Origin of the sequence: Sulfolobus sp. E5-1-F (assembly GCF_009601705.1) — an archaeon.
In the GTDB taxonomy this organism is placed as follows: Archaea; Thermoproteota; Thermoprotei_A; order Sulfolobales; family Sulfolobaceae; genus Saccharolobus.
In genome coordinates, this window is sequence record NZ_CP045687.1 from 532494 (window position 1) to 546591 (window position 14098).

General features: G+C 34.9%; 15 protein-coding genes. 12 read left to right on the top strand and 3 right to left on the bottom strand.

Going from position 1 to position 14098, the window contains the following annotated elements; genetic code table 11:
* Window positions 1–28: 28 nt before the first annotated feature.
* From GFS03_RS02925 to sucD, 4 genes are all read left to right on the top strand, one after another.
* Complete coding sequence (locus GFS03_RS02925) at window positions 29–985, top strand: UDP-N-acetylglucosamine--N-acetylmuramyl-(pentapeptide) pyrophosphoryl-undecaprenol N-acetylglucosamine transferase (protein WP_153422436.1); 957 nt, start codon at window positions 29–31, stop codon at window positions 983–985.
* On the top strand, window positions 985–1680 hold the full coding sequence (locus tag GFS03_RS02930; protein WP_153422437.1) for an endonuclease III domain-containing protein: 696 nt from the start codon (window positions 985–987) through the stop codon (window positions 1678–1680). Before GFS03_RS02925 ends, GFS03_RS02930 begins: the two co-directional genes overlap by 1 nt.
* Window positions 1681–1754: 74 nt before the next feature.
* Window positions 1755–2768: a succinate--CoA ligase subunit beta gene (locus tag GFS03_RS02935; RefSeq protein ID WP_153422438.1), complete on the top strand. Its 1014-nt coding sequence runs from the start codon at window positions 1755–1757 to the stop codon at window positions 2766–2768.
* On the top strand, window positions 2765–3616 hold the full coding sequence (gene sucD / locus GFS03_RS02940) for a succinate--CoA ligase subunit alpha (protein ID WP_153422439.1): 852 nt from the start codon (window positions 2765–2767) through the stop codon (window positions 3614–3616). The genes GFS03_RS02935 and sucD overlap by 4 nt, the downstream gene beginning before the upstream one ends.
* On the opposite strand, the gene GFS03_RS02945 is transcribed toward sucD, so the two are convergent.
* Window positions 3602–4642 carry a hypothetical protein gene (locus GFS03_RS02945; protein WP_153422440.1) on the bottom strand — a complete coding sequence of 347 codons (1041 nt, stop codon included), beginning with the start codon at window positions 4640–4642 and terminating at the stop codon, window positions 3602–3604. The genes sucD and GFS03_RS02945 overlap by 15 nt on opposite strands.
* A 440-nt stretch (window positions 4643–5082) precedes the next feature.
* Window positions 5083–5283 carry a hypothetical protein gene (locus GFS03_RS02955; RefSeq protein ID WP_153422442.1) on the bottom strand — a complete coding sequence of 67 codons (201 nt, stop codon included), beginning with the start codon at window positions 5281–5283 and terminating at the stop codon, window positions 5083–5085.
* Window positions 5284–5771: 488 nt separating this feature from the next.
* Between GFS03_RS02955 and GFS03_RS02960 the strand changes: the two genes are divergently transcribed.
* The 8 genes from GFS03_RS02960 (at window position 5772) to GFS03_RS02995 (ending at window position 12906) form a co-directional block, all read left to right on the top strand.
* Window positions 5772–6512 (top strand): sulfocyanin, encoded by a 741-nt coding sequence (locus tag GFS03_RS02960; RefSeq protein WP_153422443.1) that lies wholly within the window; start codon window positions 5772–5774, stop codon window positions 6510–6512.
* Between the two features lie 39 nt (window positions 6513–6551).
* Window positions 6552–7316 (top strand): hypothetical protein, encoded by a 765-nt coding sequence (locus GFS03_RS02965; RefSeq protein WP_153422444.1) that lies wholly within the window; start codon window positions 6552–6554, stop codon window positions 7314–7316.
* A 41-nt stretch (window positions 7317–7357) separates the two neighbouring features.
* The gene (locus tag GFS03_RS02970) at window positions 7358–8341 is read left to right on the top strand and encodes an iron-containing alcohol dehydrogenase (RefSeq protein WP_153422445.1); all 984 of its coding nucleotides are present in this window, start codon (window positions 7358–7360) and stop codon (window positions 8339–8341) included.
* A gap of 1 nt (window position 8342) precedes the next feature.
* A complete protein-coding gene (locus GFS03_RS02975; protein ID WP_153422446.1) occupies window positions 8343–8807 on the top strand; it encodes a hypothetical protein in 465 nt (154 codons plus the stop codon).
* Between the two features lie 122 nt (window positions 8808–8929).
* A complete protein-coding gene (locus GFS03_RS02980; RefSeq protein WP_153422447.1) occupies window positions 8930–10036 on the top strand; it encodes a transposase in 1107 nt (368 codons plus the stop codon).
* 106 nt (window positions 10037–10142) lie between these two features.
* Window positions 10143–10763, top strand: a complete 621-nt coding sequence (locus GFS03_RS02985; RefSeq protein ID WP_153422448.1) for a ParA family protein — start codon at window positions 10143–10145, stop codon at window positions 10761–10763.
* A gap of 138 nt (window positions 10764–10901) precedes the next feature.
* Window positions 10902–11819, top strand: a complete 918-nt coding sequence (locus GFS03_RS02990) for an alpha/beta hydrolase (protein ID WP_153422449.1) — start codon at window positions 10902–10904, stop codon at window positions 11817–11819.
* Between the two features lie 76 nt (window positions 11820–11895).
* Complete coding sequence (locus tag GFS03_RS02995) at window positions 11896–12906, top strand: acryloyl-coenzyme A reductase (protein WP_153422450.1); 1011 nt, start codon at window positions 11896–11898, stop codon at window positions 12904–12906.
* Here the strand turns inward: GFS03_RS02995 and GFS03_RS03000 are convergent.
* Window positions 12892–14079 carry an acetyl-CoA C-acetyltransferase gene (locus GFS03_RS03000; protein ID WP_153422451.1) on the bottom strand — a complete coding sequence of 396 codons (1188 nt, stop codon included), beginning with the start codon at window positions 14077–14079 and terminating at the stop codon, window positions 12892–12894. The two genes, GFS03_RS02995 and GFS03_RS03000, sit on opposite strands and share 15 nt — an antisense overlap.
* Window positions 14080–14098: the final 19 nt, after the last annotated feature.

Genomic DNA, 14098 nt, shown 5'->3' on the forward strand with positions numbered 1-14098 from the left:
TAAATCTTTAGCTGTTACAAAGAGTATTGTGTCACGAATCCTAATAATAGCTAGTGGTGGTGGTCATACAGGATTTGCCAGGGCTATTGCACAATATTTACCCGAAAAAGTGGATTTCGTAATACCTAAAAATGACTCTTACAGTAGACAGATGATATCACAATACGCAAATAAAATCTATGAAATACCTAAAGGAAGAGAACCAGATGAAAGTAGTCTAGTATTATTTAAGAGACTATTCTCTATTATAATGAAGAGCGCTAATCTTAAGAAATATGACCTAATTATAGCTACCGGAAGTAATCACTCCATATTTCCTTCATTTTTTCAATACTTAAAAGGTGGGAAGGTTTACGGTATCGAAAGTCAGGATAGACTTATCACCAAGGGAAAGGCTATAAGTATAATATCGAATTACGCTAAGGGTATATTTCTTCATTGGCAAGAGCAAAAGAGGCTTTATGAAAAAAAGGGTATTGTTGTGGGACCTATCGTTGAAAAGCCTAAGTATGAGAGTAAAGATGAAGGCTACATATTAGTTACGGCTGGTAGTATGGGTTTTAAGAGGTTATTCGACGTAGTTGTAAAATATGTTATAGGGAAGAGGATTGTCATACAGACGGGGAAAGTAGATCCGACAATTTATCGTAATCAAAATATTACTACGTTTAGTTTTGATCCAGATTTAGAAAAATGGATAGCTAACGCATCTTTAGTGATAACACATCAAGGTAAGACTGCAATGGAAGCTGTAGTAATGTACAGGAAGCCTGTAATAATAGTTTATAATAATGATTGGAAGAGTGCAACTACGTCAAGCGATGCCAAGAAGTATGCTGAGATATTGGGAGCCACATTTTTGAGTGATCCAATAACGTGGAGCGACTATAACGTTTTATTAGAAGCTATAGAAAATGCTAATAAACCTAACGTTTTTGATATAGGTACTCCAAATCTAGTTAGACATGTATTGAGTGAACTATAATGGTTAGTAAAATATTTGAAGTATTATTGGAAATATTTGAACATAATAGAAATGTATTGAAGGAAAAAGGTTGGATAGTTTCATCTGAAAATTCTTATGAATGGTGGGACGGACTAAAAAGTGCAGAGGAAATAATTATTTCGGCAATATTGGTTCAGATGTCAAGATGGGAAATTGTAAAAAGCAAAGTGGAAGAGATGAGGAATAAAGGTTTGACTGATTTTTATAGATTATACAATGCAACAGAGCAAGAATTATATGATATATTAAAGGGGATTAACTTCTATAAGACTAAGGTCAAGAGATTAATTAATATATCTAAAATCATAATAAATCTAGGTAGTATTGACAAATTTTATGACAGAAAGTTACTTTTAAGTATTGATGGCATAGGTGAAGAAACAGCTGATTCAATCTTGCTTTTTGCAGGACATAAGCCAAATTTCCCACCATCGGAATACGGTAGGAGAGTATTATCTCGAGTATTAGGGATTAACATAATGAAAAAGAATGAAGTAAAAACATTAGTAGAAGAAAACTTAGAGCGAAATGTCTATGAATACAAATTACTACATGCTGGAATAGTCACTGTAGGTAGAGCGTTCTGCTTTATTAAAAATCCCAAATGTGAAGATTGTATTTTGAAGAACGTATGTAAATATCATTTAGAGAAAATTCACCGTGATACAAAATAGACCTCTTTAAATACTTTTACTAAATTTAAGTAATGCATAGTAATGTTTAAATTTTTATGTGATAAGTATGTGATATGAAGTTATACGAATATGAGGGAAAGAATCTTTTTAAGCGTGTAGGAATACCAGTACCCAATGGTGTTGTAACCTCTGAACCAATAAAATGGCAAGGAAAAGCTGTAGTGAAATCTCAACTATTGGAAGGCGCAAGAGGAAAGAGAGGTCTTGTAAGAGTAACTGATGACGTTTATAATACTATTTTGGAGTTGAAAAAACTAGGAGTAGATAAATTCTTAGTGGAGGAGTTTGTTCCTCATGAGAAGGAGTTTTACGTCTCAGTATTGTTAGATAGGGAAACTGCAGAGCCAATGTTAGTTTTATCTAGAGAAGGAGGTATTGATGTCGAGCAAGCTAAGGATGTTAAGAAGATGATAATACCACTAGAGAGAGGAGTTAGGAGTTATGATATTATTGAGGCTGAGAAGTATTTAGGAGTTAAGGGATTAGGGCAAATAATACAAGGTTTATATAAATTATTTGTAGATTACGACGCCGAACTAGTTGAGATTAACCCATTAGCTGTAACTAACGATGGTAGGATATTAGCTCTTGACTCTAAGGTGATTTTAGAGGATAATGCATTATACAGGCATGAGGATTTGTTAAAAGAGTTAGGGAGGCATGAAGTTCGTGATAATTATGTGGAACTAGATGGGGATATAGGGATAATAGGGAATGGGGCAGGATTAACTATGGCTTCGATGGATCTAGTTAAGTTAAATGGTGGGAATCCAGCGAATTTCTTGGATGTTGGTGGAGGAGCTAGTAGGGAACATGTTAAAGAAAGTGTTCTTAAAGTAGGTAGTAATCCTAGAGTTAAAAAAATTGTTATAAATATTTACGGTGGAATTACTAGATGTGATGAAGTAGCGTTAGGTATAGTTGATGCCTTAAAGGAGATAAAGAAGCCAATATTTGTTAGATTATTAGGTACTAATGAAGAATTAGGGAAGAAAATATTAAGGGAGAATGGAGTAAACGTATATGATGACGTATTAAAAATGATAGGTGATGCAGTACGCTCATAAACAAAAATACTAGGGTAATTGTTCAAGGAATAACTGGAAGAGAAGGGAGTTTTCATACACAACAAATGCTTAAATATGGTACAAAAATAGTTGCTGGTGTTACACCAGGTAAGGGTGGAACTCAAGTTAACGGTGTTCCAGTTTACGACACAGTAAAGGATGCGATGAAAGAACACGAAGCAGACGCTTCTATAATTTTCGTTCCAGCAAGATACGCAGTTGATGCTATATACGAGGCAGTTGATGCGGGAATAAAACTAATTGTAACTATAACCGAGCATATACCGGTTTTAGATATGGCTAGAGCTATAAAATATGCTAGAGGTAGGGGATCTAGAATAATAGGGCCTAATTGCCCTGGAATAATAGCTCCAGAGGAAAGTCTAGTTGGAATACTTCCAGCTAGAGCATTCAAGAAAGGTAAAATAGGGATAGTATCTAGGTCTGGTACGCTAACATATGAAGTTTCAGAGTTACTTAAGAACTCTGGTATGGGTCAATCTACTGTTATAGGTATAGGAGGAGATCCAATAATTGGTACGACTACTTTAGAAGTTGTGAAGATGTTTGATCAAGATCCAGAGACTGAAAAAATTGTCGTGATAGGAGAAATAGGTGGTACTATGGAGGAGAGATTAGCGGAGGCATATAAGAGGGGAGAAATTAAGAAACCGGTTATAGCTTACATAGCAGGAATGACTGCACCAAGAGAGAAAAGAATGGGACATGCGGGGGCTGTCGTTTACATGGGTATGGGAACTTTTGAGAGTAAAATAAGAGCATTTAAAGAAGCTGGAATTCCAGTCGCTAATACTCCTTATGATATCCCTAAGTTACTTCTTTCTTAACATATAAGTAGCTAGAGAAACAACTGCAACTACTATAACTGCAGATAATGCGTAGATTAGGGAGAAACCATTACCTATCTCACTATTTTTTACATTGAAACTTCCCTCAATGTAATTTGAGTAGTGATTTCCAAATACGATTATTAGGTTTCCGGAATAAGGAATCGATATCATGTAGTAATTTGTTCCGGGGAGATAGCTTCCAATTATTGGTACCGATGTATTGTAATAGTACGCATTTCCCGATGATGTTAATACTATCATGTAAATGCTTCCATTATATATGAACTTAGACACTCCAAGTAAGTCATTGAATGTAGTTATGGGTATTAGCAGACTTATGAACTTTGAACCAGTTATGTTAAGAGCGACATGATTAGAGTAATTTAGGAAATTAATGTTAGCATTAGATGAGGCTAATAATAAGAATAGATCTACAGTGTAGTTTTGGTATACGTATTTCAATGAGACATTATACAAGTTATACGGTCCAGTATAGAAGTTTAAGTCGCCTTTTGTTAACGTAGCGGTAGCACTATATGTTAAATTTGAGGCAGGGTCTATATTTATACTGTAGTATGACTTTAGGGGTATCATATACTGTAGTGAGATGTAGGTGTAGTTGTTATAGTCAAGGAATTCCACAGCCGGAATGCCATTGTAAGTAGTGAATTCCTTACCTGTTTCTAGAAATCCGCTGGGTGTACCAGCAGCCGCGGTGTTAATCCATACACTTAGAGGATATGGATAAGAGCCACTTATGTTCTCTATTGTTAAATTGTTTGTATTTATTGCAGGAAATACTTTATTCACCGATTCACCATTTATCACGAAAGCAGTTCCATTCCAAATTAGGTTCATAGTTATATTGAAGGTTAAATAGGTTCCAAGTCTGGATGAAGTTTCATAAATATTATAACTAATTGAATTTCCAATATTTATAAAATTAAATTGGTTAGCGGAATATGTTATTGATACAAATATTATACTTGTTAAAACTAAAAATAATAAGAGGTGTCTTTTCATCCTAAGTAGTACTGTATTTTTTATTAATATTTATTGTTTATCCACATCCTCAAATAGGTATCGATTAAATATCTCTTATGTCAAATTAAATACTGTGAAAAAGAAAGCAATTGGGTTAAGCAATGATGGTTACTATGTAATATTTATAACATCAGAGAACGAGGTAGGTTATAAAAAGACTCATATTAATGAAATTTATTATATTTCATTTTTTAGTATCTTATTGCTATCCATTTTATATATAATTTTTAGAGAGATTTTCATCCTATTACTTTTTGTCATACCTATTCTGATCTATCTAATCACGATTGTAATCTCCTTAAATCTCTACAAACCTGAGGTTTATGAAAAAATAGTTACACTTGAAACAAAGGACAAAATTATCAAAATCCACACAGCTAATAAAACGTTCATTATACGTAAGGGGAAAATCCTTGGTCTTACTGACCAGATTTAGGCTTTATAGTTATTGTACCACTATCCTCATCGATCTGAAGCATGTATTTTGTTCCAAATTTCTCTACCATTGACTTAGGCAAGTATAGATTTAATGGCAATGTGAAGTATTCATATTCGTATACTTTTCCTCTTACATTCTTCTTTCCAACTAATCTTTTAGCTTCAACTTCTCTTTCTTTCATAAGATAATGTGCGTACTCTCTCTTTTTAAAACTTTTCCATAATGTACTTTAACACCTTATTATTATACGAGTTTTTCCACAGCTATTTAACCTTGTTATCTACTATCTTAATATAGTTCACTATTACTAAATTGTATTTGAAATGAATTACTCAAAAAATCTTGATTTCTTGAAGATTAAGTGGAATTACTCAAAAAATGTCTTGACTTTAATTAAGTATATCTATCGTCTAAGTCTCTCGTTATTGACAATTGTTACTGCATATCCAATACTTAAAGTATAGAAGCCTAACACGAACTCAACTTTAAGTTTGAATTAAATTATTTGAAAAAATGTATATACAAAATCTAATGAAACAATATTAAATTTAATTAAGGTCGCCCTTTACTTAAACTTAAGTTTACTCCTTATTTCATTTAATTTCGATAATAGAGCTAATTACTATAATTTGGAAAAGATTTAAATATCTTCTTAATGAGTAGCCCCTAATGAACACATCAGTAATTGTTACTATTGTGGTCATAGTAATAATAATAGCCGGAGTAGCTGCTTATCTGACATTATCACATCATCCTACTACAACACCTTCAACAACTAGCTCACTTACATCTACCACAACGAGTTTTACACCAACCTCATCATCAGCGACTTCTACTACGACAACCACGACAACTACAACAAGCTCAACTACTACATATTCCACTACTACGGTACAGACGGTAACTTTACCTCCTGGGGCTAAGACATTACCTTATAATCCTAACAATAAGACTGTATTTATTTATTTAACTGCAACAGCTACAGGTACAGGATTTAATTATAATGGAACAGCATACGGACAAATGAAAATTTATGTCCCTGCCGGATGGAATGTGATGATAATTTTAACGAACGATCAGTCCATGCCACATAATGCTAATATAGTATTAAATAATACTCAAATGCCTAATAATCCGAATATTTCAAAGGATGGTAAAATCTTACTATATGTTGGTGATTCACCATCTGATTTTACTAACAATGGGGTTCAACAAGGTCAGACTGCAATTGGAATATTAGATAATATTTCGGCTGGTTACTATTGGATTGCTTGTGGAATACTTGGCCATGCCGAATATGGAATGTGGGCTGATTTAATAGTATCAAATTCTATATCAGTTCCATACTTCATAATTTCGTCTTCATCCTCTACAACATCTACGACCACATCGTCTTCAAGTTGGGGTTAAGGGAAAATTTTTTATTTAATATTTTTCTTAAATATCGTTATGATTAAAAGACTAGCAATATCCCCTATTTTTCTAGCAATCTCCTTAATAGCCTACCATTTCAGTAAGACTGATACCCTTCTTTACTCAACAATATCCACAATATCGTTTTGGACATTCATTATCTTAATTTTACCGACTTCTTTCTATAACTACATTAAGAATGGTATTATAAAAAATTGGAAAAGGAAAATATTTTGGTTAATAGTAGGATTATATATGGCATATCATATAGTTCTATATTCATTCTTCTTCTATATATTACTCCCTGGTTCAATTAGGGCTTTAAGTTTTAGTCTTTCCTTCAATGCAGGAATAGGTTACTCCATACCTCCTCCATTCACGTATTTTCTAGAATGGGTATCTAACAGCCCTGCAATATGGTTCTTTATAGGTCCTTATGAGGGAGATATCATACCCTTCTCCACTTTCATAGGAGTTATATTGGCACTATTAATAGGGTTAAATGCTATCGAAATAATGAAATTGTGGGGAATTTCAAATAAACCTGGTAAGTCAATTGTTATAGTTCCTTCCCTAGGAGTTGTATCTGGGTCATCTTGCTGTGTGTTCCTACCTAGTATAATAATGTACTCTATTGCTCTTTCAATAAGCTCGATTACAGCCACAATACTTTCCATTTTATCTTCATTTGTATATTTCGTATTAGCATATTACGCCTTACCAATAATCTCAGCAATTGTCCTATTTCACAACCTTACATTACTTAATAAATTAAACAAGAAACTATCGTTTACCAGATAGACTTTTGCAAGTTTATTAATTAATTTGCTAGATATTAATACATGTTTAAAGTAGAGTATCCAGCTACACAAGTAATTTATGGAGTTAACGCATTAGATTGGTTAGCAAATGTAAAAGGTAAAAGAATAGCTTTAGTTACTACGAGAAGTTTACTTAAAAGTAAGATTCTTGAACAAATATTAAGCTTTATAAATGCGGAGATAATTGAAGGACCCAGACAACATACTCCAGCAGACGATGTAAATGAATTAACGGAGAAACTTAAGGGATATGATATTGTAATAGGCTTAGGAGGAGGGAGTATAATAGATGGTATAAAGCTTTCATTCAATGGTTATTATATAGCTATACCTACTACTTTTTCTGGAGCAGAGCATACTAGATCTGGTGGAGCAACAGTCAATGGAATAAAGAAAAGTAGGATTGGAAAAGAGCCGGATGTGATAATCTTAGATCCTAGAGCTACCCTTGAGACGCCTGAATGGTTACTTATAGCGAGTGGGGTAAGGGCAATAGATCACGCAGTAGAGGCATTATACTCTAAAGACTCTACACCATTTACTGATTCCTTAGCAATAGAAGGGTACAAGAAGCTAGTTAAATGCCTAAGAGATCTGAATTCCCTTGATAATAGGGCATTATGCCAAATAGGTACATGGTTATCCTCATTAACGATGAGATATGCGAAAATGGGGATAAGTCATAATTTCGGTTATGTGTACGGTCCTAGATTTAACATACCTCATGGAGTAACCTCTTGTATCTCATTGCCATCAGCAATTAAGTTAAACTATAATGTTGCTAGAAATAAATTGAAGGAAATAGAGAATGAAGGAGAGCCATTGTACGAGTTCATGGATAAATTCCTAAAGGAGATCAGAGCTAGACGGAGACTATCCGAATTTACTACATTAGACGAGGCATTAAAATATGTACAAACTTTTGTTGAAATTGTGAACAATAGTGGAAATCCAGTTAAAATTGATATAGAAACAGCTAAAAGATTCGTGGAGGAGGTCTTTTAAAATGATAGAGTGGAAAGGTTTTGGGAAAAAATGGGATAAGTGTGAGGAGTGTTGGCTAGCTTATGAAAAAGGAATCCAACATGAAAATTCTTTAAACTGTTATAAACTGGGAATTCCAATAAATGCCATAAAAATTCCCCTAGATCAGTTTTTAAATATAGTTAAGGATCTGCCTGGAAAATATTCAATTTTTGGATTCCCCCTAAACCTCTTGAGTAGAGGAGTTATAATTTTCTATTTTGATACAAAAGAAGAAATGGAAAATTTTATAGAAAATATAAGGAAGTATATAAAAGATGAAATATCCTTAAGGGAAAAGAAGTTTTATGATATTTTTGTTAATGTAGAATGGATTGGAGGTATGAATTGGAGAAGGGGATGTCCAGAATACGATAAAAAGTTTGGTGACTGGAGAAGATGGAAGAATTATGAAAAACAAAATTACCAGTGCTCAAATGATAGATAGTATGTAAACACGTCTATAGAAATAGTTAGATATCAGCAGTTATCATATTTTCCCTTAGTAGTACCGAGTCTACGGTACTACCTAGAAAGTTTTTAACATTCTAGGTCATTTCATTAAAAGGTATGAAAAACGAGATCAAGGACTTGGTAGGTAGAGCTAAGGCAGAGCTCATAAACACCATCAATTTCGTAGTAGGAACACTAAGGATGCAAGGACTAACAAAAAAGGTCGCTATCGCACTAGCCTTAATCGCATTCATAAGCGATAGAGCTAGCGTGAAGAACATCTCAGAAACGTTCAACCTAGATTACAACAACCTACTCAAAGCGTTAGAGGAAGTGGAAAAAACGTGGACGAACTACCTAGACAAATTAAGAGAACTAATCAAAGGACCAGTAGTGATCATAATCGACGACACGTTCGACCACAAGGAATACGCTAGAGCTAGAAACAGAGCGAGCGGACAAGGAAACTACATCATGTGGTGTCAAGCACACAAGAGATTCGAATCCGGAGTCCAATTACTAACAATCGCAATCTACGATCTGAACACCAAGAAAACTTACATGATAGGAGCCTTCCCCTACGCTACTAGAGAAATGTACGAGAGGGGAATGGTGAAGGAGTTCCAAACCAAGATCCAGATGGCCTCTGCATTAATGAAGCTGCTGAGAGAGAAGTTTCAAGTGATGAGAGTCGTCTTCGACTCTTGGTATTGGTCGAGTGAGCTCGTAACTGACAAGGTAGTGTCTGAACTGAAGTCCAATAGGAGAGTCCTCAGAGTCAAGTCAATCCAGGGGACCCATGATGAGGTGGAGGGTCACCTTCACGTGGGCGATCTACCCCCTGGAAGTTATTTGGTTGACTTGACCCTGAAGGACAAGGTCATTACTGTTATGTTGTTCGTCGAGGAATATAAAGATTACGGCAGGAGGAACCTCTATACTACTGACCTATCCCTTAGCAAGGAAGAGGTTGAGGAGACTTGGAGGATAAGGTGGGAGATCGAGAAGTTTCACAGGGACATTAAGGCTCTAGGTCTTCAAGATACCTCTTTCTTCAAGAGGGTTAGGCTTCAAGGTTATGTCCTCCTCTTCGTGATGCTCGTTAACGCGGTTAGGGAGCTATTGGCCTCCCTTAACTTAAGGAGCGTTGAGGAGTTGTTGAGGTTCGTTGAAAGGCATTTAGGAGGGATAGTGGGACTAATGAAAATCTTTAAACTACGTTAAAATCTCATAACTGCTGTTAGATATTTAAATTAGATATTAAAGAACGAAAGTAGTTAGAATCTTTCTAACTAATCTTTATTAAGGGAAAAGCTTATTCGAAGTCGATATGTCTATTTCAATTTTTATCTTAGGTCTAAAAGGGGGAATAGGAAAGAGTAGACTATCTTATGAATTATCTAAATATATTTCTGGAAAGAAATTTAAAAAGGTTCTCCTGATCGATAACGATTCTCTATCTACTTTATCAAATGTTTTAGGGCATTATGGGGATGGATTACTGGATGGTTTCGATTTAAGATCTTCATTAAAAGAAATAGATGGTATTTTTATGCTCAAATTACGTAATAAAGTATATTTGTTAGATAAATCTTACGATAATGAAAGATTGGAGCAACTTAAATCTATCTTATCTAGAAATTGGGACTACATTATTGTGGATAATTATGTTGGGATACTAGAGGAAAATCCAATAATTAGGTCTGTTTATGAATTTTCTCACACTAAAATAGGTATTTTTATTAGTGACGATTTATCCTTAGATTCTACAATACGATACTCCATTAGTTGGAACCAGTTAGATTCTAAACATGTAATATTAATAAACAGAGTCTATGATACTGCTAATATAATAGATAAGACTATACTTGACCTTATATTAAACCAGAATTTAACTAATTATGTTAATGGGCTTAATGTAATAGGAACTGATAAAGCAGATATATCATGATATTTATGACTAAATTTTGACCTTCTATATTAAATTCGTACTTACAAGTTCTAATTTAGAACAACAAGAGTGAAGAGAGTATGGGAAGCATTAAAAAATATCAAAAAGGTATTTATCCTTGATATCTTAATATAATATATGCCTCTAGATTCTAGAATCAAAAAGTTACTAGAATCGGGTTTTATTATACCTATAGGTAAAGCCTCGGTAGATGAGGTTAGAAAAATATTTAGGCAATTGGCATCAGCAGCACCCAAAGTTGAAGTGGGAAAGGTAGAAGATATAAAAATACCAGGTAGTGAAACCAATATAAATGCTCGAGTATATTTTCCAAAGGCTAACGGTCCCTATGGGGTTTTAGTATATTTTCATGGAGGAGGATTTGTTATAGGAGACGTGGAATCTTATGACCCATTATGTAGAGCTATTACAAATGCGTGCAACTGCGTTGTAGTATCAGTGGATTATCGGTTAGCCCCAGAATACAAGTTTCCTTCTGCTGTTATTGATGCATTCGATGCTACTAATTGGGTTTATAATAATTTGGAGAAGTTTAATGGAAAGATGGGAGTTGCCGTAGCTGGGGATAGTGCTGGCGGAAATTTAGCAGCAGTAGTAGCTCTTCTTTCTAAAGGGAAAATTAATTTAAAGTATCAAATCCTAATTTACCCAGCAGTAGGTTTTGATAATGTTTCAAGATCTATGATAGAATACTCTGATGGGTTCTTCCTAACTAGAGAGCATATAGAGTGGTTCGGTTCTCAATATCTGAGAAGCCCTGCAGACTTATTAGATTTTAGGTTCTCTCCAATTATAGCACAAGATTTGAGCGGATTACCTCCAGCCTTAATAATAACAGCAGAGTATGATCCGTTAAGGGATCAAGGAGAGGCTTATGGAAATAAATTACTACAAGCTGGAGTACCAGTTACTAGTGTGAGGTTTAATAATGTTATACATGGATTCCTTTCCTTCTTTCCGTTAATAGAGCAAGGAAGAGACGCAATAGGTTTAATAGGCTCTATTTTGAGACGTGTATTTTACGAGAAAATTTAATAATCTTTTTTATTTTAATTTTAGTTTTAAGGCATTATTAAAAACATTTAAAAAGAGTCAACAACAAATTAAGACTATGAAAGCTGTTATTCTTCCAGCTCATAAACAAGGTTATAGAATCGAGCAGGTACCAGATCCTAAACCAGGTAAGGATGAGGTCATTATCAAGGTTAACAAGGCAGCCTTGTGCTATAGGGACTTATTACAAATAAAGGGATTTTATCCCAGATCTAAATATCCGTTGATTTTAGGTCATGAAGTAGTGGGAACTATTGAAGAAGTCGGAGAAAACGTTAATGAGTTTATGAAAGGAGATAGAGTTACATCAATGCTTTTTGTTCCTGATTGGTCATGTGAATATTGTAAAAGGGGAGAAGAGGTTTACTGTAAGAATAATGTTCTATACGCTCAAGAACTAGATGGGTTTTTCGCAGAAAAAGCTAAAGTCAAGGCTAGTAGTCTAGTCAAAGTTCCTGAAGGCGTGTCCGATGAGGGAGCAGTTATAGTTCCATGTGTTGCAGCAATGGTTTATAGAGGTCTGAAAAAGGCTGGAATAAAGGAAGGGGAAATTGTATTGGTTACCGGAGCAAGTGGTGGTGTAGGTATTCATGCAATACAAGTGGCAAAAGCTTTAGGGGCCAAGGTAATAGGAGTTACTAGTAGCGAGAGTAAGGCTAAGATAGTTTCCAAATTCGCTGACTACGTAATAGTAGGCGAGAAGTTCTCAGAAGAGGCTAAAAAGATAGGTGATGTTTCCATCGTTATTGAAAATGTTGGTCCCTATACATTAGAGGAAAGCATGAGGAGTTTAAGGAGTGGTGGTAAAATTATCCAGATCGGTAATTTAGATCCCTCTGTAACGTTCAATCTAAGGTTAGGCTATTTAATTCTCAAGGACTTAAGTTTAATGGGACATATAGGTGCAAACAAGAAGGATATAATAGAGACTCTAAACTTAGTTAAGGAAGGGAAAATAAAGCCGGTAATTGGAAATGAGTTTAGGTTAGAGGAATTTGAAAAAGCTCTTGATTTACTTAGCAATAATAAAAATAGGTATGGAAAAATATTGATCTCAAACTCTCTCTAGCACTATCGCTCCTCCTTGACCTCCACCAACACATAGTGTTGCAACACCGTAATCCTTTCCTTCTAGTATCAGCTGTCTAGCCAGAGTGCCTACTAATCTAGCTCCAGTAGCTCCTAATGGATGCCCTATAGCAATAGCACCTCCTCTCTTATTTACTGTGTTCTCGTCTAACTCCAATTCTTTTATGGCATTTAATACTACCACAGCAAATGCCTCATTTATTTCCCATAAATCAACTTTTCTAATACTTAAATTTGCCTTTTCTAATGCCTTTTTAGAGGCTGGAACTGGACCCTTTCCCATTACTGCTGGAGGTACTCCCGCAAATCCAAAACTCTTAATCTTAGCCATTGGAGTTAGTCCATACTTCTTTAATGCATTCTTTGACATCAGAAGTACATAAGAAGCTCCTGAATTCAAAGGTGCTGAATTTCCAGCCGTTATGACACCGTTAGGTTTGAACGCCGGAGGCAATTGAGCTAACTTCTCCAGACTTGTATCCGGTCTAACAGATTGATCTACATTTACTAGAGTCTTCTTTCCTTCAATTTCTACTTCTATAGGCAGTATTTCATCCTTGAAATATCCCTCTTGTATGGCTTTCCACGCTAATTGATGGCTCCTTAAAGACCATCTATCCATTTCCTCCCTACTTATTTTAGCTTCTTCAGCTAGTTTCTCAGCAGTTAATCCCATAACATATCCTGTAGTCAAATCATACTGAATATATTTACTATCAGTAAGAAACTTAGTGTTAATTTCAATGTGGGGATTATCAAACATTGGTGTTCTAGATAGTTTTTCCACTCCACCCGCTAATACTATATCAGCCATTCCAGTTGATATTTCCATGGCTCCTATAGAAACTGTGGTTAATGATGAAGCGCATTGCCTATCCACAGCCATAGTTGGTATGTTATATGGTAATCTAGCTGCGAAAACTTCATGCCTACCTCCAAAAGCCCACTGTTCACCTACTTGAAGTGCACATCCAGTGATTATCTCGTCTATCTCTTCAGCCTTAATTCCGTTTTTCTCAATTAACCTATTTATCACCATTCCAGCTAACTCTTCTGGTCTTATATTGTAGAATGGATCTTTTTGATAATCCTTACGAGAAAATCTCGTAAACGCTGTCCTTGCATAATCTACTAGATATACATCCTCTAACATCTTACCATCTACCTACTAT